This window comes from Bradyrhizobium sp. ORS 375, from assembly GCF_000239775.1.
Lineage (GTDB): Bacteria > Pseudomonadota > Alphaproteobacteria > Rhizobiales > Xanthobacteraceae > Bradyrhizobium.
Window position 1 is genome coordinate 1 of the sequence record NZ_CAFI01000194.1, and the last position, 19,414, is coordinate 19,414.

Consider the following 19,414-nt stretch of genomic DNA (forward strand, 5'->3'; position numbering starts at 1 on the left):
GCCCCACGGCGCACTGTTCGTGTGGAGAGAGTTTCCCCCACCCGGATCGCATCGTTCGATGCGATCCGACCTCCCCCGCACGCGGGGGAGGCGCAGATCGAACGAAGCGTGACATGCGTGCCCTTCCCTGGAAGGGATGAGACCGGGGGCCGACGAAGACTTCAATGACCGCCATCCTCACCAACCTGTTCGACGGCGTTGCCTACGGCATGCTGCTGTTCGTGCTGGCCTGCGGGCTCGCCGTGACGCTCGGCCTGATGAACTTCGTCAATCTGGCCCACGGCGCCTTCGCCATGGCCGGCGGCTATGTCTGCGCCGTGCTCGTCAACCGGATGGGATGGCCGTTCTTCGCCGCGCTGCCGCTCGCCTTTGTCGCCAGCGCCATGATCGGCGCGCTGCTGGAGCGGACGCTGTACCAGCATCTCTATGCGCGCAGTCACCTCGACCAGGTGCTGTTCTCGATCGGGCTGGTGTTCATGACGGTCGCGACCGTCGACTACATCATGGGCTCGTCGCGCATCTTCATCAAATTGCCCGACGTGCTGCAGGGCCAGTTCGACATTTTCGGCGTCGGCATCGGCCGCTATCGGCTGATGATCATCGTGATCTGCGGACTGCTGACGGTCGGCCTCCAGCTCGTGCTGTCCAAGACCCGGTTCGGCAGCCGACTGCGTGCCGCGGTGGATGATCCGCGCGCGGCCAGCGGCCTCGGCATCAACGTGCCGCAGGTGTTCGCCTTCACCTTCGCCTTCGGCTGTGGCCTTGCCGGCCTGGGCGGCGCGCTCAGCGCGGAGATCCTCGGCCTCGATCCGTATTTCCCGCTGAAGTTCATGATCTACTTCCTGATCGTCGTCACCGTCGGCGGCTCGTCCTCGATCACCGGTCCGTTCCTGGCGTCGCTCCTGCTCGGCATCGGCGACGTCGCCGGCAAGTATTACGTGCCGAAGCTCGGCCCCTTCGTCATCTACACCATCATGATCGTGATCCTGATCTGGCGTCCGAACGGCCTGTTCGGTCGCACGGCGACGCGGTGAGGATCGCATGACCACGAACGCACAAACCGAGGTCGGCTTCCACGCCAGGCAGCATGGCCGCTGGCATTGGAGCGAGTTCGCCTTCTGGATCGTCGTGCTGGCGGTCGGCTTGGCGTTTCCCTCGCGCTATTTGATCATGACCGAGATCCTCCGGCTGGCGCTGTTCGCGCTGTCGCTCGATTTGATCCTCGGTTACGCCGGCATCGTCTCGCTCGGCCACGCCGCCTTCTTCGGCGTCGGCGCCTACTGCGCGGGTCTGTTGTCGGTGCACGGCCTAATCAACGAGCCAGTGCTGGCGCTGATCGTGGCTGGCCTCGCCGCCACGGTGCTCGGCTTCGCCACCAGCTTTCTCGTCATCCGCGGCGTCGACCTGACGCGGCTGATGGTGACGCTCGGAATTGCGCTGCTGATGGAGGCGCTCGCGGAGCGCTTCTCCAACATTACCGGCGGCACGGATGGCCTGCAGGGCATCGACATCCAGCCGATCTTCGGGGTGTTCGCCTTCGACATGTTCGGCAGGACCGGCTTCTTCTATTCCCTGGCGGTGCTGTTCGTGCTGTTCCTACTGGCGCGGGTGATCGTGCATTCGCCGTTCGGCCTGTCGCTGCGCGCGATCAAGAACAATCCGCTGCGGGCGTCGGCCATCGGCATTCCCGTCAACAAGCGCCTGATCGCGATCTACACCGTCGCGGCGTTCTATGCCGGCATTGCCGGGGCGCTGTTCACCCAGACCACGGCGCTTGCGTCGCTCGACGTGTTCTCGTTCGAGCGTTCCGCGGATCTCGTGCTGCTGCTGGTGATCGGCGGCTCCGGCTATCTCTATGGCGGCCTGATCGGCGCGGCCGTGTTCCGGATGCTGCAGGAGCTGTTCCAGTGGATCACGCCGCAATACTGGATGTTCTGGATCGGCCTCGTGCTCGTGGTGATCGTGCTCGTCGGACGCCATCGCATCCACGCCTATGCGCTGTGGCTCCCCAACCTGATCCTGAATCAGATCGCCGGCCGCAAGGCCGCGGTGGTCCTCACCGATAATGAGGCGCCATGACCTACGCCTTGGAAACGCGCGGCCTCGACAAGCATTTCGGCGGACTTCACGTCACGCGCGATCTGTCGCTGCAGATCCGGCCCGGCGCGCGGCACGCGCTGATCGGCCCGAACGGCGCCGGCAAGACCACCGTCATCAATCAGCTCACCGGCGTGCTGGAGCCGAGCGCGGGACGCATCCTGCTCGAAGGCCAAGACATTACTGACTTGCCCGTGCACAAGCGCGTGCTGCGCGGCCTGTCGCGCACCTTTCAGATCAACCAGCTCTATCCCGACCTCACGCCGCTCGAGACCATCGGGCTTGCCGTGTCCGAGCGGCTCGGCGGCGGCGGTAACTGGTGGCGGCGCATGGGCACGCGCGACGACATCAATGCCGAGATCGCCGAGACCCTGGAGCGCTTCCGGCTGCTCGACGTGATGAACGACCGCACCTCGACGCTTCCTTACGGCAAGCAGCGCCTGCTGGAGATCGCGGTGGCGATCGCCGCCAAGCCGCGCGTGCTGCTGCTGGACGAGCCGGCGGCGGGGGTGCCCGAGGGCGAGCGCAAGGACATTCTCGCCGCCGTCGCCGCGCTGCCGCGCGAGGTCACGGTGCTCTTGATCGAGCACGACATGGATCTCGTCTTCTCGTTCGCCGACCGCATCTCGGTCCTGGTCTCGGGGGCTTTGCTCGTCGAGGGCGCGCCCGACGAGGTCGCGCGCGATCCGCAGGTCAAGGCCGTCTATCTCGGCGAGGCCGCGTGATGACCGATCTGCTCACAATCGAAAATCTCCGCGCCGGCTACGGCCAGGCGGTCGTGCTGCCGAACATGTCGCTGGCGCTGCCGGAAGGGCAGGTGCTGGCGCTGCTCGGCCGCAACGGCACCGGCAAGACCACGCTGATCAACTCCATCGTCGGCGTCACCCGCCGCTTCCAGGGCAAGCTCGCTTTGGCGGGCACCGACATCACATCGCTGCGCGCCGACCAGCGCGCCCGCGCCGGGATCGGCTGGGTGCCGCAGGAGCGCAACATCTTCCGCTCGCTGACGGTGGAGGAGAACATGACCGCGGTGGCGCAGCCCGGGCCCTGGACGGTCGAGCGCGTCTACCAGATGTTTCCGCGGCTGAAAGAGCGTCGCAACAATTTCGGCAACCAGCTCTCCGGCGGCGAGCAGCAGATGCTGGCGATCGGCCGCGCGCTGACGCTGAACCCGAAGGTGCTGCTGCTGGATGAGCCGACCGAAGGCCTGGCGCCGATCATCGTCGAGGAACTGCTGGCCGCGATCGGCACCATCAGCCGAGCTGGCGGCCTGTGCTCGATCATCGTCGAGCAGCACGCGCAGAAGCTTCTGGCGCTGGCGGATCGCGTCGTGATCCTGGAGCGCGGCACCATCGTGCACGACGCGCCGTCGAGCGACTTGAAGGCCGACCCCGCGCCGCTGGAGCGGCATCTCGGCGTCTCCAGCGCCGCCGCGCATTGATCTGATCGACGGGCTTGAACCGCAGCCCGGGAGGCGTCATCCTCGGTTGCAGGAGTGATGCTGTTCGCGCGTTCCGTAATTTGGGGCCATTGAGGTGCGAAGGTACGGTGCGGCCGTTGCCCGGTATGCAGGAATCGGTTCGTGAGGGATGAACGCCGGCGCAGCTGTCGTTCTAACGGCACTGATCAGAGGCCGGCTTTGACGAATTCACCTCAGGATTATGCATTGGAGCTAGTCAGACCAGCCTGCAAGATCGAATTGGGCATGGACTGCGCCATGCACCTCCATGATCCCCCTTCGACAGAATTGTATACCGACCGGATACGGGGTAGGGGATGAACCCAGCCCGTGACGTTTCGCCCAGCGCAAGCCGAGGCAGATCGCAACCGGTCCAATAACCCTATCCAACGAATCGACGCCTTCCAAGGAGTGAGCCCATGCAACGCACCAAGCCCCCATTCCGCGCCGACGAAGTCGGCAGCCTCTTGCGGCCGCAGAAGATCAAGGAGGCCCGCGCGAAGCTCGAGAAGGGCGAGATCTCCGCGGCCGACCTCGCCAAGATCGAGGACATGGAGATCGAGAAGGTCGTCCATCGCCAGGCCTCGACCGGCCTGAAACTCGCGACCGATGGCGAGTTCCGCCGCTCCTGGTGGCACTTTGATTTCCTCGCGAAGCTGACCGGCTGCGAGCTGTTCCATCCGGACACCGGCATCCAGTTCACCGGCGTGCAGACCCGTCACGACGCGGTGCGCGTGATCGGCAAGCTGGACTTCCCGGATGATCATCCGATGCTCGACCACTTCCGCTTCCTCAAGAAGCACGCCGATACGGCGCATGTGACGGCAAAGATGACGATCCCGTCGCCGGCCGTGCTGCATTTCCGCGGCGGCCGCAAGTCGATCTCGAAGGAGGTCTATCCCGATCTCGATGCCTTCTACGAGGATCTCGGCAAGACCTACCGCAAGGCCGTGAAGGCGTTCTACGACGCCGGCTGCCGCTATCTGCAGTTCGACGACACCGTGTGGGCCTATCTGTGCTCGCAGGACGAGCTGAAGAAGGCGCGGGAGCGCGGTGACAATCCCGACGGCCTGCAGCAGATCTATTCGCGCATCATCAACTACGCGATCGCCGAGCGGCCTGCCGACATGACGATCACGACCCATGTCTGCCGCGGCAATTTCCGCTCGACCTGGATCTCCTCGGGCGGCTACGAGCCGGTGGCCGAGACCAAGCTCGCCAACACCAACTATGACGGCTACTTCCTGGAGTACGACAGCGAGCGCGCCGGCGGCTTCGAGCCGCTGCGCTTCCTGCCGAAGGGCAACAAGGTCGTCGTCGTCGGTCTCGTCACTTCCAAGGTCGGCGAGCTCGAGAAGAAGGACGACATCAAGCGCCGCATGGAAGAGGCCTCGAAGTTCGCCCCGCTCGACCAGCTCGCGCTGTCGCCGCAATGCGGCTTCGCCTCGACCGAGGAAGGCAACATCCTTTCCGAGGAAGAGCAGTGGGCCAAGCTGCGCCTCTGCGTCGAGCTCGCCGAGGAGATCTGGGGCAAGTAGTCAGCTGCCCGAGATTGCGCGGCTGGCGATCAGGCGCGCTGATCGTGCCGATCAATGATGTGGAAGCGGGGCCGGAGCAATCCGCCCCGCTTTGTTTTTGCGCAGCAGGGCGCGCCGGATCAGCCGCTGGGCGGGAGCCTCGAACCAGTCATAGGTGAGATACGCTGCGCTCAGCGTCAGCCCCATGAAGCCGATCCAGAACATATGGCTGCCATACGGTATCGGTTGTCCCCAGGATGCGAAGGCCAGCGCGATCGTCAGCTGGATCGGGAAGTGCAGCAGGTAGCACGAATAGGTCATGTTGCCGGCGGCCTGCAGCAGGTCTTCGGCCCGCCCGGGCAGTGTCAGCGGAATTGTGCAGACGAACAACAGCACCGGTGTGTAGATGAGCAGCAACGCGGCCGCTCGCTCGGCCAGATCGGTGCCTGAAAGCCAGAGTACCAAGGGGATGCCGACGACGGCGCCCGCGGCGAACACCTCGAGCCTTGGCCGATACCAGGCATCGGCCACGCTCTGCCGCGTCATCGCGGCGAGCCCGCCCGCATAGAAGAACACGAAACATTTGCCGACCAGCGTGCCGCTGGCGATCCCGGCCAGGATCATTGCGAGGTTCAGCAGCGGCGATGTCGTGACGAAGCGCAGGCCTGCGAAGAACGCGGCGTAGACCAGCACCTCGATCGAGACCGACCAGATCGGTCCGTTGAAGCTGACGCCGGTCGGCGGCAGCCAGTCGCTCGCCATGACCAGCTGCGCGAGGAAATGGCCGAGATCGTTGCTCTGATAGACGAAGGCGAAGCCGTGCTGCGCCACGTAGATCGCCTGCAGGCCCGCCACCAGGAGCAGGGTCGCAAGATGCAGCGGATAGAGCCGCGACAGCCGGTTGACGAAGAAGGTCCAGCCGTCGACCGCGCCGTTCGGGATGAGCGCGCTGTACTTCCAGAAGAAGATGAAGCCCGAGATGCACCAGAAGATCACGACGCCATATTCGCCGAGCTCATAGAACGGGAACAGCACGCGGTAGAACGGCAGCTCGCTGCGGACGAGGCCGACCGGCGCGTCGGCGGCGTAGGCGAAATGCGGATAGTGCCACAGCAGCACCGAGATCGTGGCGAGGAAGCGCAGCAGCTCGAGTCCGAGCAGCTTGTCAGTTCCTGGCGACGGCGATGGTGGGGGCAGGGCCATGCAGTGATTTGTTAACCGTGTACACGTCGGACGCTGCCCGATCCTAGCCGGACCGGAGTGAAGGATTGTTTTCGCCCGTGGTGATGACGTCTTGGCGCTATCGGCCTCAGCGGCAGGCGAACTCGGTGGCCTGCTGGATCGCCTGGTCCCAGGACCGATAGCCGGCGGCGTTGAGATGGATGCCCTCGAGCGTGAACGGCGCTTCCATCGGCGGCAGCGGCAGGAAGGTCGCGCCGGCGCGCCTGGCGAGGTCGGGCAGTGCGGCACGATAACCGGTGATGCTCGCCGCCGTCGCCTTTTCCATCGCCGCCGTGAACGGGCCGCGCACCTCGACCGGAGGAAACTCGATGATGAACAGGCGCTGCGTCAATGTCGCCAGCTCGCGCAGCAAGGCTTCGTAGCGTCCGGCGAACACCTGGCTGGAGTCGGGCTTGGCGGTCAGCGCATCGTTGACGCCGAGCGAGACGATGATGGCGAACGGCCGCTTGGGTCCCAGCGCCGGCTTGAGCCAGCCGGCGAGATCGCTGCGCGTTCCGGCGCCGGCCAAGCCCGCGTTGACGATCGGATGCCCGCAGGCGCTGGCCTGCAAGGTCGCCGCCTCGACGATGCTGTCGCCGAGCACGATGATCGGGTCATCGGCGCGCGACAGCAGGTTGTAGTGCACGACGAGCTGGCGAACCGTGCGGTGATCGCTGCCGGCTGGCGCGGCCGAGCGGCGCACCAGCACGAAGGTCGCGGCCGCCGCGGCGATCACCGCGAACAGCACGAATCCCAGCCGGGCCTGCGTCTTCACTGCCATGGGACGATCGATGTCCTCGTGCGACCCGCCGTGGTGCGATGCTGGAGCGCTAGTTCGTCCGAGTCCAGGTCGAGGAGCGGCAGATCGCGCCGCCAAAGGCACAGCCGGCGGTCGTCAGCGTGCCGCCGGACAGCGTCATCTTGGCATCATAGGTCTTGCCGTCGTCGGGATTGCTGTAGCTGCCGGCCCAGGCGTTGGGCCCGGTCGGCTTCATGCCGGAGAACAGCCGCTGGCCGACCTTGGCCGGGGTGTCGGTGCCTTCCTTGATCCAGACCAGCGTGCCGCAGATGGCGCCGCCGCAGGGGGCGAACTTGACCTTGGACGCGCCGGTCTCGCGCAGCCAGACGCCGGTGACCTCGTCCGCCAGCGCCGGGCCAGAAGCCAGCGCGAGCGCGACACCGAATCCAACAACGAAACGACCGATCATGCGAGCCTCCCTTGCATTCTTCGAGACGAAGCTTGTTGCCTGCCGATCATGTCGGCGGCGCGGCGCGCCGTCGACGATGAGCGTCGTCTCCCTTGGGCGATCAGGATACCAGGATTCGGTGGCTCTGCACCGTGTTCGAGGGACGGCTGTGCTGGTCAGGCTGTCGCAGTCTCCCGCCAGCCAGGACCTATTTCGCCGCCAGATACACCTCGCCCAGCAGTGAGGAATTCGACCACGGCACCTGCCTGTTCTTGGTGCCGGCGACGACCTCGGCGCGGACCCGCGTCAGCATCTGCTGCACCTCGAGCCCGGGCGTGCCGATGTGGCGCGACAGCGCCGCCGAGAACGGGCTGTTCTCGCCGTCGCCGTCGAGCGCGACCTTGCCGGGCGCGGTCGCAAACGCGATCAGCGTCCCCGCGCCCGACGTCGCACCGTTGCCGAGCGACGCGGGCGCGGCCAGACCGGTCGCGCTGAGGCTCCGGCTCGGTGCCTGGCCCGTGCCTTCCGGCGGTGCGAACGGATTGTTGCGGCAGGCATCGAGGATCAGGATGTTGGTGCGCACCTGGTCGTCGAGCCCGGCCAGGATCTGGTCCATGTCGACCATCGCCGACACGACGTCGCTGCCGCCGGACAAGGCGATGTCGGTGGGCACGAGGTAGTTGCGGCCGTCGATCTGCACGCCATGGCCGGCATAGAAGACGACGGCAACCTGCGCCCGCGTCGCCTCGCGCAGAAACTCGCGCGTCTTCGCCTGCATCGTTGCGCGATCTAGGTCGATGCCCTCGACCACGGTGAAGCCGATCTCGCGCAGGCTCTTGGCGATCGCGCGGGCATCCCGGGGCGGATTGGGCAGGGCCTGAACGTGGGTATAGGCGCCGTTGCCGATCACCAGCGCCATGCGCTGACCGGTCGCCGCGGCTGGCGAGGCGGAGGCCGGCGCATCGGCCCGCTGCGGCGGTGGGGCCGGCTCCGACAGCAGCGACAGCCGCACCTTGGCGGTGGCCTGGTTGGCCTTGCTGCCGGAATCCGACGCGGTCGGCTTGAGCGCGGCCGCGTAGTCGCTCTTGGCGGCATCGAATTCGCCCTTGGCCTCATAGGCGAGCGCGCGATGCACAAGCGCGGCGATGACGACGCTGCCGGGCGGCGTCATCACGTTGGCGGGCGGATTCTGTGCCAGCCGGACCGCCTCGGAGCCATCGGCGATGGCGCGCTCGATGTTGCCCTTGGCCCGCCAGATCACCGAGCGGTTGGTCATCGCCGAGGCGAGCGATGGATTGAGCCGGATCGCCTCGTTGATGTCGCTCAGCGCGCCGTCCAGGTCGCCCTGGGCGGCCTTGGTGATGCCGCGGTTCTGCCAGCTATAGGCTTCGCGCGGGCTGAGCTTGATGGCCTGGTCGTAGTCGCCGAGCGCGTTGGCGTAGTCGCCCTTGGAACGATAGGCATTGCCGCGGTTGTGATAGATGGTCGCGCTCGGGGGTCCGAGCTTGAGGGCGTCGTTGAAGTCGGCGATGGCGATGTCGTCCTCGCCCTTGTCGTAATAGGCCGAGCCGCGGAGGTTGTAGACCGCCTGTGACGGCTGCAGCCGGATCGCCTCGGTGGCATCAGCGATCACATGGGCGTAGTCGCCCTTCTTGTTCCAGCCGACCGCGCGCCAGAAATAGATCGTGGCGAGCTGCCCGCCGGAAAACACCTTCAGCGCGATGATCTTGGTGCAGGCGGAGATCATCTGGTCCGCCGGCGTGGTCTCGGTGGTGCAGAGCGGCCCCAGCTGGGCGCGGGACTGGGCGGTCGCGGGCTGCGCGAGGGGGAGGGCGAGCAGCGGCAGCAGCAGGAGAAAACGGCGCATCGGCAGGGACCAGGACGGGAGGCGGGCAGGGATCCTATCCGTTTTGTTGCGTCCGGAGGGTTCGGGGTTCAGGCCCTTTCATTGGTGGGCAGACGGTGCTAGGAAGTTGGGCCAGTGGCCTTCTGCCCACTCCCTTTTCCCACCGAACTTGGCGGATGACTAGGCCGGATGAAGAACGACCAGCTGCTCGCCCAGATCACGGAGTTCTGCCGCCAGTCGGACATGGCGGAATCGACGTTCGGCCGGCGGGCCGTCAACGACGGCAAGCTCGTGCAGCGGCTGCGCGAGGGCAAGCGCATCACCATCGACACGCTGGACCGCATCCAGGCCTATATCGCAGCGTCCACCGGCACCCTGCCGCCGCCGCGGCTCGACGTGGTGCCGGAGAAGCGCGACCCCAAGAGCAATTTCCGCTTCTTCGAGAACCGGCAGAAATACCTGCTGTTCGTGCACACCTGCAGCGAGAAGCGCGTGGTGGCCGAGCGCGTCGGCCTCGAGCTCGCCAGCATCCATCCGCGGCCGCCGGCGCTGCGGCTGTTCGATGCCGGCGTCGGCGACGGCACCGTGCTGTCGAAGGTGCTCCGCACGATGCACGGCCGTTTTCCACACATTCCGTTCTATGTGGCTGGCAAGGAGCTGAGCCTCGAGGACGTCCGGCTGACGCTGGAAAAGGTGCCGGACCGGCTGTTCGAGCATCCGGCCTCGGTATTCGTGTTCACCAACATGAACTATGCCGAGGCGCCCTGGCTGACGCCGGCCTCGCCGTCGGTGGCGGCGTCGATGATCTGGCACGAGGTTGTCCTGCAGGGCGATTCCTCGGGGGATTTCGAGGCCCAGATCACGGCGCTGAAGCCGTTCCTGGAGCAGAACTGGCGCGCCAATGTCTCCCAGCGCACCGGCATGCCGGTCTATGAGCGGCCGATCGCGCTGGTGCTGTACCGCGAGGATCACCGCTTCCTGCTCGACAACATCATCCCGAGGGCAGGGCGGGTCGAGGCCAATTTCGACCTGATCATCGCCTCGCAGCCTTATCGGGCGCGCTCCTCGGTCAATTTCCGCGCCAAGCGCATCATCGCACCGCTCGCGCGGGCCTTGAAACCGGGCGGCCGGCTGATCGGAATCCACTCCCATGGCCAGGATCCGGGCCTGGAAATCATCCAGGCGGTGTGGCCCGGAGAAAATCCTTTCTCGGTCAGCCGCCATGAGCTATTGCGCGCCGTCAAGTACGAGCTGGGCTCCAGTGGGCGGGACTTAAATTTTAACGCCTATGCGGACAATCGCTCAATTTTCAGGTATGAGATGGAGGCTCTGCCCAACGAGGTCACCGGTGCGATCGGAACCTCGACGGCCTTTGCAGCCTGGAACGCGGCGGTGTATGTCGCGCAGATCGAGGAAGACCGCCTGACTGAGGTGGCCCACTCATCCCGCGCGCTCGACGCCGCCAGAGAGGTTCTGCGAAAGCACAACGGGCTGTGGTTCTACGACGAGTCCTACGTCATCTCGCGGCGTCGCGACTGACATCCTAGGGATCACTCGAGGTCACCTTGAGATCAATACGAACGACCGCCGTGGGCGGCAAAGAAGGGATTGCTTGATGCGCGCGTCTTATCTGTTCACCTCGGAATCGGTGTCCGAGGGCCATCCGGACAAGGTCTGCGACCGTATTTCGGACGAGATCGTCGACCTGTTCTACCGCGAAGGGCCGAAGGCCGGCATCGATCCGTGGGCGATCCGCGCCGCCTGCGAGACGCTTGCCACCACCAACAAGGTCGTGATCGCCGGCGAGACCCGCGGCCCGGCCTCGGTCACCAATGAGCACATCGAGCACGTCGTCCGCGAGGCCATCAAGGACATCGGCTATGAGCAGGAGGGCTTCCACTGGAAGACCTGCGACATCGAGATCCTCCTGCATCCGCAGTCGGCCGACATTGCGCAGGGCGTCGACGCGCTGCAGCCGGGCGAAGTCAAGGAAGAAGGTGCCGGCGACCAGGGCATCATGTTCGGCTACGCCTGCAACGAGACGCCCGATCTCATGCCGGCGCCGATCTTTTACGCCCACAAGATCCTGCGCCTGATCGCCGAGGCCCGCCACTCCGGCGTCGAGAAGGTGCTCGGCCCGGACTCCAAGAGCCAAGTCACCGTGCGCTACGAGAATGGCAAGCCGGTCGGTGTGCGCGAGATCGTCGTCTCGCACCAGCACCTGATCCCGGACATGACCTCGGCGCAGGTCCGCGAGCGCGTCGAGCCGTATGTGCGCGAGGCGCTGCCGAAGGACTGGATCACCAAGGACACGATCTGGCACATCAACCCGACCGGCAAGTTCTTCATCGGCGGCCCCGATGGCGACACCGGCCTGACCGGCCGCAAGATCATCGTCGACACCTATGGCGGCGCGGCCCCGCATGGCGGCGGCGCGTTCTCCGGCAAGGATCCGACCAAGGTCGACCGCTCGGCCGCCTATGCCGCGCGCTATCTCGCCAAGAACATCGTGGCCGCCGGCCTCGCCGACCGCTGCACCCTGCAGCTCGCCTACGCCATCGGCGTGGCACGGCCGCTGTCGATCTACATCGACACCCACGGCACCGGTAAGGTCTCCGAGGACAAGCTGGAGAAGGCGGCGGCCGAGGTGATGAACCTCACCCCGCGCGGCATCCGCTCGCACCTCGACCTCAACCGTCCGATCTACGCGCGTACCGCGGCCTACGGCCATTTCGGCCGCACGCCCGACAACGAGGGTGGCTTCTCCTGGGAGAAGACCGACCTCGCCGAAGCGTTCAAGCGCGCGGTGTAGCAGTTGCTACTTCCCTCTCCCCGCTCGCGGGGAGAGGTCGGAATGCATCGTCAAACAAGAGGTGACAGAGCGACAATGCGCACTTCGTGTGCGGCTGCTCTTCACCCTCGCTGTGCATCAGTCCGACTAAGAAGGACGGCGGCAGAAGGCCGCCGTCATCTCTCCCCGCAAAGACCGGGGACAGTGATCTAGACGTCGCCTCGACGCGTCTATTTTCGTTCGTCACGACCCGTCCGATTACATCCGACCAGGAACCCCACATGACCGCCAAGCCAGGTTTTACCGACTACATCGTCAAGGACATTTCGCTCGCCGAGTTCGGCCGCAAGGAGATCTCGCTCGCTGAGACCGAGATGCCCGGCCTGATGGCGACGCGCGAGGAGTATGGCCCGAAGCAGCCGCTGAAGGGCGCGCGCATCGCAGGCTCCCTGCACATGACCATCCAGACCGCGGTGCTGATCGAGACGCTGAAGGCACTCGGCGCCGACATCCGCTGGGTCTCCTGCAACATCTACTCGACCCAGGACCACGCCGCCGCTGCGATCGCCGCCGCCGGCATTCCGGTGTTCGCCGTCAAGGGCGAGACCCTGGTCGACTATTGGGACTACACCGCAAAGCTGTTCGACTGGCATGGCGGCGGCCATCCGAACATGATCCTCGATGACGGCGGCGACGCCACCATGTACGTCCATCTCGGCCTGCGCGCCGAGAACGGCGACACGGCGTTCCTCGACAAGCCGGCCTCCGAGGAGGAGGAAGTGTTCTTCGCGCTGCTCAAGAAGCAGCTCAAGGAGAAGCCGAAGGGCTACTTCGCCGAGATCGCCACGTCGATCAAGGGCGTCTCGGAAGAGACCACCACGGGCGTGCATCGTCTCTACGACATGCAGAAGGCCGGCACCCTGCTGTGGCCGGCGATCAACGTCAACGACAGCGTCACCAAGTCGAAGTTCGACAACCTCTATGGCTGCCGCGAGTCGCTGGTCGACGGCATCCGCCGCGGCACCGACGTGATGATGTCGGGCAAGGTTGCGATGGTCGCGGGCTTCGGCGACGTCGGCAAGGGCTCGGCCGCGTCGCTGCGCCAGGCCGGCTGCCGCGTCATGGTCTCCGAGATCGATCCGATCTGCGCGCTGCAGGCGGCGATGGAGGGCTATGAGGTCGTGACGATGGAAGACGCCGCGCCGCGCGCCGACATCTTCGTGACCGCCACCGGCAACAAGGACATCATCACCATCGAGCACATGCGCGCGATGAAGGATCGCGCCATCGTCTGCAACATCGGCCACTTCGACAACGAGATCCAGGTCGCCTCGCTGAAGAACCTGAAGTGGACCAACATCAAGCCGCAGGTCGACGAGATCACCTTCCCCGACGGCAAGCGCATGATCCTGTTGTCCGAAGGCCGCCTCGTGAACCTCGGCAATGCGATGGGCCACCCGTCCTTCGTGATGTCGGCCTCGTTCACCAACCAGACCCTGGCGCAGATCGAGCTCTACGCCAACAACAAGGACGGCAAGTACAAGAAGGAAGTCTACGTGCTGCCGAAGTCGCTCGACGAGAAGGTCGCGATGCTGCACCTCGCCAAGATCGGCGTGAACCTCACCAAGCTGCGTCCCGACCAGGCCTCCTACATCGGCGTAAAGCCGGAAGGCCCGTTCAAGTCGGACCACTACCGCTACTGACTTCTGCGCTCACGCGCGGCGGAGACGACGAAGGCCGGGGCATTGCCCCGGCCTTTTTGTTTGCGTCATCGACGGTCAGTAACGCGCCGTCATTGCGAGCGAAGCGAAGCAATCCAGAGTCGTGGGCGGTACTCTGGATTGCTTCGCTTCGCTCGCAATGACGGAGAATGCGGCGCGCCCTACGACATCACTCTGACGTCGCCACCCGCAGCAGCGAGACAATCACCCCGTCCGCCGCGACGCCAGTGCCGAAGCCCGCACGGCCTTAGCCCGCTTCGCCGCATGATGGTCCGACCGCGCCGCAATCCGCTTGTGCTTCCTCGTCTCCGCCGCCGCGACCTTCACGGCCGGCGTGCGGTGCTTGGTGTATTCCTCGCCGTCGACGGGGCCGACATGCGGCGGGTCGCGATCGAGGTAGGGCCGGCCGACACCGAAGCTCTTGCCGTTGGCGTCGACCCATTTCCACAGCTGCTCGGTCGCCACCCAGCGCTGCGCGCGCGTGGCCCCGTTGACGCTGACGATGTCGGCGGCGAGGCCGTGGCCGTAGCCGCCGCGCAGGCTGCCGCCGTGGTAGGATCGGTTGGTTGCCGCCTTCAGTCCGCTGGCGATCTCCTGGCGGTAGTCGTCGCGGAAGCCGCTGGTGATGCCGGGCGCGAGCCCCGCGGCCTCGGCCGCATGCAGCGTGTGAAACAGCTTCAGTTTGAAGCCGCGGTCCATGCCGCCGATGACGTACTCCATCATCGTGCGGCCGACGCGCTCGGCTGCTTTCGGATCCTTCCAGGTGAAATCATTGTCGACGAGCCTGGTGAAGCTCCGCGTCACCTTGACCATGCGGCCCTTGCGCTTGACCGTGACGACGCGCCGCTCGGTCTCCCTGATCTTGTCGAGCTTCGGCGCGCGCTCGTACAGCGCCCACAGATAGCGGTCGACGCAGGCGTCGATGTCGGGGCACTCGTCGAGGATCTCGATGCGGTCGGCGCTGGCGACGGCGGACTTGGGCGCTTCGCCGGACGTGATCGGCGAGACCAGCTCGTCCGGCGGCAGGGTCGCCGAGGGCGTGACCGATGCGGTCGTGAGCGCCGTCTCTGTGGAGAGCGGCTGTGTGACGGTCGGTGTCGTGGATGCCTTTACTTCAGCGACGACCGGTGTGGTCGTCTCCGGCTCGGCGGCGGTTGCGGGCCAGGCCATGACGCAGCCTGCGAGGACAACCGATCGACACAACGCACGCGTGGTGAACTGCTGCGAGCTCATCATCCGGCCTCCAAGATCCAGGCCCCTGCGAGCAGAGGCGGTCAGGCATCCGATACCTGCGATTGTTCGGTGCTTGGCGGCGGGGCGCAATAACGCAGCAAGAGGTGTCGGCAGCTTTTGCGGGAACTGTGGCTTGTATGCAACGATCGGGGCGCGTCACGTCGAACGACGGTTCATTCGCAGACCAGCGCGGCCACGCTGTCGACGCTTGCTGATTGGTTGCCGCGGCTGAGCGCAAGGCGTAGTCTCACCGTACGGGTTCGTGGAGCTGGGATCATGAGCACCATCGAGATCATCGTCGGCGGCACCAAGCTCATCCGGGACTACGCGCCCGACGATTCGATCTGGTTGCTGCCGGAAGAGAAGCGCGAGCGCAAGGCGCTGGCGGACGCACAGCGCGACCTCATCATGGGCGCCGACCGCTTGGCGCAGACGCCCTACGCGGTGCGCGGCTGATCGGGTCAGCTTCCGCTTGGCATGTCGCGGCGGCTGCGCCGCAGCAGCTTGCGTCCTGTCAGCATCGCGCGCGCGAGATTCTCGCGCTGCAGCCGGCTCACCAGCACGACGCCCGCGACATGCAGCACCACCAACGGGATCAGCAGATACGACGTCACCTCGTGAGTGTCCTCCACCCACCAGATGCCGAAGAAGCGCACCGTCACCTGCATCGCGCCGGTCACCGCGGAGACGATCAGCACCAGCAGCAGCAGAAGCTGCATGGCCGTGCCGGCGGGGTTGAGGCCGAGATAGCGCCCGGTCTTGCCGCGCCACAGATTCCACAGATAGGCCGGCGTCGCGCGCAGCCGGGCGCGCAGACTGCGAAAGCGCGAATGCCGCGTGCCAATGATGCCCCAGATCAGGCGGAAGGCGAGCAGCCCGAGGATCGCGTAGCCGGCCGTCCGATGCAGGCCGTCATGGACGTTCGGCGTCACCCAGGCGACGAGCACCAGCACGGCCAGCATCCAGTGCCACAGGCGTAGCGGCAGATCCCAGACCAGCACGGTCTCGGCCTGGTCCGGGTCTTTCAAGCTGGTTCTGGGCGCCGTGCCGTGCATGAGGATCTCGTTGCGGCGTGCAGCCATGCTGCACGCCGCGAGCCGATTACTTGGCGACCGTGTGCTTCAGGCTGAGGTCTTCCGGGCTGTAGAACAGCTCATACAGCTTGCCGCCCTTGACGCCGTAGACCTCGTAGCAGCTGCCCTCGACCTTGGAGCGGCGTACCTCGTAGCCGGCATCCTTGGCCTTCGCCTCGGCCTCGGCCGCCGGCTTCCACTGGGCCTTGTCGAGCTTGGTGCAGTCCTTGTAGCCGTCGGCCAGAGCTGGCGAGACGGCAAAGCCAGCGAGGACGGCGCCGATCACGGCGGCGGTGGTCAGTCTCATCAATCCCTCCAATGAGCAAATTCAAACACGATGCATCGTGGGATCAGGGAAGACGGCACTGGCACGAATGTGTCAACGGAGCGGCGACTGGAATCGCTCTTAGAGCTTTTCCAGATTGACGCCCGGCTTGTAAAACAAGGGATACGGCAGGAGCCGTTGCGTCCGCGACGTTAGGTCTCGCTTCCATGCTGATGGACTTCAGCAGCCGCTCGATCGCCCGGTCCATGGAGTACCGAGAGAGTCTATCTGTGGCTCAACTGAATTGCTTCGCTCGCACTGACGAGGGCGCGTATCGCATCCCGCCCACGGGACCCTGAGATGGTGCTGCAAGCCGACGCTGCAGCAGCGTCATTGCGAGCGAAGCGAAGCAATCCAGGGCGACCAATCCAGCTCGCGCGCCTCAAGGCGGTTGCCGCTTCTTAAACTAGACGTCGTTGCGCACATCTGTCACTATCATGAAATGACCTCTCGCGTTCACCTTGCAGGCGCGGCCTTCGGCCGCCGAATTACCGACCCGGCCTGATCCGTCGGGCCGGGCGCGTTTGCCTGCGATTGATCTGTGAACATCTTTGGCGCCCAAGGTGGCGCCGCACGCGAGGTCTCAATCCATGTCTCCGAACCAACCCATGCTGCACCTCGTGTGTGGCAAAATCGCTGCCGGAAAATCGACGCTCGTCGCCGAGCTGGGCCGGCGCCCGGCGACTATCATGATCGCTGAGGACGACTGGCTGGCGCAGCTCTATCCGGGCGAGCAGACCAGCCTCGCCGATTACGTCCGCAATTCGTCACGGCTGCGTGCGGTGATGGGGCCGCATGTGGTGGCGCTGCTGCGCGCCGGCGTTTCGGTCGTGCTCGATTTCCCGGCGAATACGTTGGCGAGCCGCGCCTGGATGCGCGGCCTGTTCGAAGCCGCCGGCGTGCCGCACCAGCTGCATCATCTCGACGTGCCCGACGAGGTCTGCAAGGCGCGCCTGCGCGCGCGCAATGAAGCGGGTGGGCATGCGTTCAAGGTGACCGACGAAGAGTTCGATCTGTTCACCTCTTACTTCGTCGCGCCGACGTCTGAGGAAGAATTCGACGTGATCGTCCATCGGCCGTAGTTGTCGATCGTGTAGCCTGGATGAGCGCAGCGATATCCGGGGTTCACGCGCGGTCTAGGTGAACCCGACGTCGCTGCGCTCATCTGGGCTACGGGGCCGTTGCTAATCGCTTCCCAGCCCGATCCTGAAACGCCGGTTCTGCCGGCCTTTGTTATCGACCTTCAGGACGCGCACGCGCCTTGCCTGCACCGTCGACACCAGATGCGTGCCGCCGCAGGCCTGGCGGTCGAGGCCGTCGATGTCGACGATGCGGATCAGGCCGTCGGCCTGGCGCGGCGGGGCAACGGATTTGGCGCGGAACAGGCCGGCGGTGGCCTGCGCGTCGTCATAGGGCATGTCGAAGGCGCGGACCGGGCGATCGTCGGCGATCGCGGCGTTGACGGCGTCCTCCACCGCGCGCGGTTGCTCCGGTGCGACCTTGGGCAGATCGAAATCGACGCTGAATTCATCGCTGTCGGTCATGCGGACGCCGGTCAGCAGCGCGCCGTCGAACAGCGTGTACACGGCGCTGTTGACGAGATGAGCGACCGTGTGCTGCTCGCACATCCGCTGCCGGAAGGCCGGATCGACGTGGAGCTCGATCGTTCCGTCGGGAATGGCATCGTCCCCGATCAGGTGCCAGAGGCCGTCTGCGGTCGGCTCGAAGCCCACGACATCGCGAACGAAGCCGTTCCAGGCGATCGTGCCGCGGTCCGGCAATTGGCCGCCGCCGCCGGGATAGAACGGCGAGCGCGCCAGCAGCACCGCGCCGGGGCGCGCGTCGAGCGCCGCGACGTCGAGCTGCAATACGTCGGGATGATCGACGGCGAAGGGGCGGGGCAGGACATCGGTCATGCGAAACGGCTCGCTGTCGTGGCTGTCGCAGCCCGGATGAGCGGAGCGATATCCGGGGTCACCGCGATGGTGCCTGAGACCCCGCATGTCGCCTCCGCCCCGCAGGGCTTCGGCGGACAAGGCGCTCATGCGGGCGACGAATTCTACGCAGCGTCGCCCGTTCGCACAATGTGCCCGCCACCAATCACCGGCACGCGGCGACACTGAACCAAGCCATGCGGAACGCGCCGTCGCCGAGCCGCAGGCAGACCGTGTCGCCGGGCTGCAGCCGCTCGTACAGTGCCTGCGCCACATGCGCGTCAGCCGCCCTCGCGAACGGCCCCCACGCCTCCAGCGTCACCTGATGCGTGGCGAGCCGGCTGTGCCCGAGATGCTTGGCGACCACGCGGCTGCGCAGCAGCGCCGGGGCCGAGCGGTCGAGCGCGGTGTTGAACTGGCCGAGCGCGCCGAAGGCATAGGCGCTGACGAAGACGGCCGCCAGCAGCAGCCGCCAGCCGCGGCGGCGCAACTGGGTCTCGAACCGCGCTGCCACGATCAGGAAGACGACCGCGACGGCGATCGCGAACGCCGTCAGCGGCAGCCAGCTGACGAGGTTGATGTCCGACAGCGTGCGTGCGGCGAGCGTGCCGGCGGCCACGATGCAGCCGGTGCCGAGATTGGCGCCGTAGCCGGAGCCCAGCCCGATGCGGAACCGGCCGGGGAAGCGCAAGGTGAGGATCAGCGCGAGCAGCGGAATGACGGTGACGACCGCGATCAACTGGCCGGCCGGAAAGCTCGGGAAGAGCGACCAGCCGGCCAGCGCGATCGCGGCGAGGGTGAAGCCCAGGGCGACGCGCTGCGCCTGCGCACTGCCGCGTTCCCGGCTGCCGTCGTTGCCGGGCGTGTCGTGCTGCGGGGCAGGGGCGTTCATCACGAGGTCCGTCTGCTGGTGACCCTCTTGATAGAGCAGGAGGGTTGATCGAATGCCAACGTACGCCGATTTGACAGCGGCGGGCCGGGTTGCGACTGTCGGCCAGCCGGCGCGGGAC

The 19,414-nt window shown here is 66.0% G+C and carries 19 protein-coding genes; 10 read left to right on the forward strand and 9 right to left on the reverse strand.

What is annotated here, in order from left to right; genetic code table 11:
- Positions 1-164: 164 nt before the first annotated feature.
- The 5 genes from BRAO375_RS16285 to BRAO375_RS16305 all read left to right on the forward strand — a co-directional run bounded on the left by BRAO375_RS16285 (position 165) and on the right by BRAO375_RS16305 (position 5,094).
- Positions 165-1,034, forward strand: a complete 870-nt coding sequence (locus BRAO375_RS16285; protein WP_009028560.1) for a branched-chain amino acid ABC transporter permease — start codon at positions 165-167, stop codon at positions 1,032-1,034.
- Between the two features lie 7 nt (positions 1,035-1,041).
- Positions 1,042-2,079 (forward strand): branched-chain amino acid ABC transporter permease, encoded by a 1,038-nt coding sequence (locus BRAO375_RS16290; protein ID WP_009028561.1) that lies wholly within the window; start codon positions 1,042-1,044, stop codon positions 2,077-2,079.
- Positions 2,076-2,822: an ABC transporter ATP-binding protein gene (locus tag BRAO375_RS16295; RefSeq protein WP_009028562.1), complete on the forward strand. Its 747-nt coding sequence runs from the start codon at positions 2,076-2,078 to the stop codon at positions 2,820-2,822. The genes BRAO375_RS16290 and BRAO375_RS16295 overlap by 4 nt, the downstream gene beginning before the upstream one ends.
- A complete protein-coding gene (locus tag BRAO375_RS16300) occupies positions 2,822-3,538 on the forward strand; it encodes an ABC transporter ATP-binding protein (RefSeq protein ID WP_009028563.1) in 717 nt (238 codons plus the stop codon). The genes BRAO375_RS16295 and BRAO375_RS16300 overlap by 1 nt, the downstream gene beginning before the upstream one ends.
- 437 nt (positions 3,539-3,975) lie before the next feature.
- On the forward strand, positions 3,976-5,094 hold the full coding sequence (locus BRAO375_RS16305; protein ID WP_009028564.1) for a cobalamin-independent methionine synthase II family protein: 1,119 nt from the start codon (positions 3,976-3,978) through the stop codon (positions 5,092-5,094).
- Between the two features lie 51 nt (positions 5,095-5,145).
- Here the strand turns inward: BRAO375_RS16305 and BRAO375_RS16310 are convergent, their stop codons facing one another.
- The 4 genes from BRAO375_RS16310 to BRAO375_RS16325 form a co-directional block, all read right to left on the reverse strand.
- Positions 5,146-6,276, reverse strand: coding sequence for an acyltransferase family protein (locus tag BRAO375_RS16310; protein WP_009028565.1), 1,131 nt, complete (start codon positions 6,274-6,276; stop codon positions 5,146-5,148).
- A gap of 106 nt (positions 6,277-6,382) precedes the next feature.
- On the reverse strand, positions 6,383-7,075 hold the full coding sequence (locus tag BRAO375_RS16315) for an SGNH/GDSL hydrolase family protein (protein WP_009028566.1): 693 nt from the start codon (positions 7,073-7,075) through the stop codon (positions 6,383-6,385).
- Positions 7,076-7,124: 49 nt separating this feature from the next.
- A complete protein-coding gene (locus BRAO375_RS16320; RefSeq protein ID WP_009028567.1) occupies positions 7,125-7,502 on the reverse strand; it encodes a DUF2147 domain-containing protein in 378 nt (125 codons plus the stop codon).
- A gap of 187 nt (positions 7,503-7,689) precedes the next feature.
- A complete protein-coding gene (locus tag BRAO375_RS16325) occupies positions 7,690-9,348 on the reverse strand; it encodes a caspase family protein (RefSeq protein ID WP_009028568.1) in 1,659 nt (552 codons plus the stop codon).
- A gap of 168 nt (positions 9,349-9,516) precedes the next feature.
- Between BRAO375_RS16325 and BRAO375_RS16330 the strand changes: the two genes are divergently transcribed.
- The 3 genes from BRAO375_RS16330 (at position 9,517) to ahcY (ending at position 13,821) form a co-directional block, all read left to right on the forward strand.
- On the forward strand, positions 9,517-10,866 hold the full coding sequence (locus BRAO375_RS16330; protein WP_009028569.1) for a hypothetical protein: 1,350 nt from the start codon (positions 9,517-9,519) through the stop codon (positions 10,864-10,866).
- A 76-nt stretch (positions 10,867-10,942) separates the two neighbouring features.
- The gene (gene metK, locus BRAO375_RS16335; protein ID WP_009028570.1) at positions 10,943-12,139 is read left to right on the forward strand and encodes a methionine adenosyltransferase; all 1,197 of its coding nucleotides are present in this window, start codon (positions 10,943-10,945) and stop codon (positions 12,137-12,139) included.
- Between the two features lie 260 nt (positions 12,140-12,399).
- Positions 12,400-13,821, forward strand: a complete 1,422-nt coding sequence (gene ahcY, locus BRAO375_RS16340) for an adenosylhomocysteinase (protein WP_009028571.1) — start codon at positions 12,400-12,402, stop codon at positions 13,819-13,821.
- 222 nt (positions 13,822-14,043) lie between these two features.
- Here the strand turns inward: ahcY and BRAO375_RS16345 are convergent, their stop codons facing one another.
- Entirely contained in the window at positions 14,044-15,075 is a 1,032-nt protein-coding gene (locus tag BRAO375_RS16345; RefSeq protein ID WP_009028572.1) for a M15 family metallopeptidase domain-containing protein, read from the reverse strand.
- Between the two features lie 273 nt (positions 15,076-15,348).
- Here BRAO375_RS16345 and BRAO375_RS16350 point away from each other — a divergent pair, with 273 nt between their 5' ends.
- Positions 15,349-15,528: a hypothetical protein gene (locus BRAO375_RS16350; RefSeq protein WP_009028573.1), complete on the forward strand. Its 180-nt coding sequence runs from the start codon at positions 15,349-15,351 to the stop codon at positions 15,526-15,528.
- Positions 15,529-15,533: 5 nt separating this feature from the next.
- Here the strand turns inward: BRAO375_RS16350 and BRAO375_RS16355 are convergent, their stop codons facing one another.
- On the reverse strand, positions 15,534-16,154 hold the full coding sequence (locus BRAO375_RS16355) for a cytochrome b/b6 domain-containing protein (protein ID WP_009028574.1): 621 nt from the start codon (positions 16,152-16,154) through the stop codon (positions 15,534-15,536).
- Between the two features lie 19 nt (positions 16,155-16,173).
- Positions 16,174-16,452, reverse strand: a complete 279-nt coding sequence (locus tag BRAO375_RS16360) for a PepSY domain-containing protein (RefSeq protein ID WP_009028575.1) — start codon at positions 16,450-16,452, stop codon at positions 16,174-16,176.
- Positions 16,453-17,060: 608 nt separating this feature from the next.
- Between BRAO375_RS16360 and BRAO375_RS16365 the strand changes: the two genes are divergently transcribed.
- Positions 17,061-17,552: a P-loop nucleotide/nucleoside kinase family protein gene (locus BRAO375_RS16365; protein ID WP_009028576.1), complete on the forward strand. Its 492-nt coding sequence runs from the start codon at positions 17,061-17,063 to the stop codon at positions 17,550-17,552.
- Between the two features lie 102 nt (positions 17,553-17,654).
- Here BRAO375_RS16365 and BRAO375_RS16370 read toward each other — a convergent pair whose 3' ends face one another.
- Together BRAO375_RS16370 and BRAO375_RS16375 are read right to left on the reverse strand one after the other, a co-directional pair.
- A complete protein-coding gene (locus BRAO375_RS16370; protein ID WP_009028577.1) occupies positions 17,655-18,386 on the reverse strand; it encodes an alanyl-tRNA editing protein in 732 nt (243 codons plus the stop codon).
- Between the two features lie 184 nt (positions 18,387-18,570).
- On the reverse strand, positions 18,571-19,296 hold the full coding sequence (locus BRAO375_RS16375; RefSeq protein WP_009028578.1) for a hypothetical protein: 726 nt from the start codon (positions 19,294-19,296) through the stop codon (positions 18,571-18,573).
- Between the last annotated feature and the right edge of the window lie 118 nt (positions 19,297-19,414).

Excerpts from the sequence above, each read along its gene's own strand:
- BRAO375_RS16285 (WP_009028560.1), top strand. The coding sequence starts at position 165 with ATGACCGCCATCCTCACCAACCTGTTCGACGGCGTTGCCTACGGCATG.
- BRAO375_RS16290 (WP_009028561.1), top strand. The coding sequence starts at position 1,042 with ATGACCACGAACGCACAAACCGAGGTCGGCTTCCACGCCAGGCAGCAT.
- BRAO375_RS16295 (WP_009028562.1), top strand. The coding sequence starts at position 2,076 with ATGACCTACGCCTTGGAAACGCGCGGCCTCGACAAGCATTTCGGCGGA.
- BRAO375_RS16300 (WP_009028563.1), top strand. The coding sequence starts at position 2,822 with ATGACCGATCTGCTCACAATCGAAAATCTCCGCGCCGGCTACGGCCAG.
- BRAO375_RS16305 (WP_009028564.1), top strand. The coding sequence starts at position 3,976 with ATGCAACGCACCAAGCCCCCATTCCGCGCCGACGAAGTCGGCAGCCTC.
- BRAO375_RS16310 (WP_009028565.1), bottom strand. The coding sequence starts at position 6,276 with ATGGCCCTGCCCCCACCATCGCCGTCGCCAGGAACTGACAAGCTGCTC.
- BRAO375_RS16315 (WP_009028566.1), bottom strand. The coding sequence starts at position 7,075 with ATGGCAGTGAAGACGCAGGCCCGGCTGGGATTCGTGCTGTTCGCGGTG.
- BRAO375_RS16320 (WP_009028567.1), bottom strand. The coding sequence starts at position 7,502 with ATGATCGGTCGTTTCGTTGTTGGATTCGGTGTCGCGCTCGCGCTGGCT.
- BRAO375_RS16325 (WP_009028568.1), bottom strand. The coding sequence starts at position 9,348 with ATGCGCCGTTTTCTCCTGCTGCTGCCGCTGCTCGCCCTCCCCCTCGCG.
- BRAO375_RS16330 (WP_009028569.1), top strand. The coding sequence starts at position 9,517 with ATGAAGAACGACCAGCTGCTCGCCCAGATCACGGAGTTCTGCCGCCAG.
- metK (WP_009028570.1), top strand. The coding sequence starts at position 10,943 with ATGCGCGCGTCTTATCTGTTCACCTCGGAATCGGTGTCCGAGGGCCAT.
- ahcY (WP_009028571.1), top strand. The coding sequence starts at position 12,400 with ATGACCGCCAAGCCAGGTTTTACCGACTACATCGTCAAGGACATTTCG.
- BRAO375_RS16345 (WP_009028572.1), bottom strand. The coding sequence starts at position 15,075 with ATGATGAGCTCGCAGCAGTTCACCACGCGTGCGTTGTGTCGATCGGTT.
- BRAO375_RS16350 (WP_009028573.1), top strand. The coding sequence starts at position 15,349 with ATGAGCACCATCGAGATCATCGTCGGCGGCACCAAGCTCATCCGGGAC.
- BRAO375_RS16355 (WP_009028574.1), bottom strand. The coding sequence starts at position 16,154 with ATGGCTGCACGCCGCAACGAGATCCTCATGCACGGCACGGCGCCCAGA.
- BRAO375_RS16360 (WP_009028575.1), bottom strand. The coding sequence starts at position 16,452 with ATGAGACTGACCACCGCCGCCGTGATCGGCGCCGTCCTCGCTGGCTTT.
- BRAO375_RS16365 (WP_009028576.1), top strand. The coding sequence starts at position 17,061 with ATGTCTCCGAACCAACCCATGCTGCACCTCGTGTGTGGCAAAATCGCT.
- BRAO375_RS16370 (WP_009028577.1), bottom strand. The coding sequence starts at position 18,386 with ATGACCGATGTCCTGCCCCGCCCCTTCGCCGTCGATCATCCCGACGTA.
- BRAO375_RS16375 (WP_009028578.1), bottom strand. The coding sequence starts at position 19,296 with ATGAACGCCCCTGCCCCGCAGCACGACACGCCCGGCAACGACGGCAGC.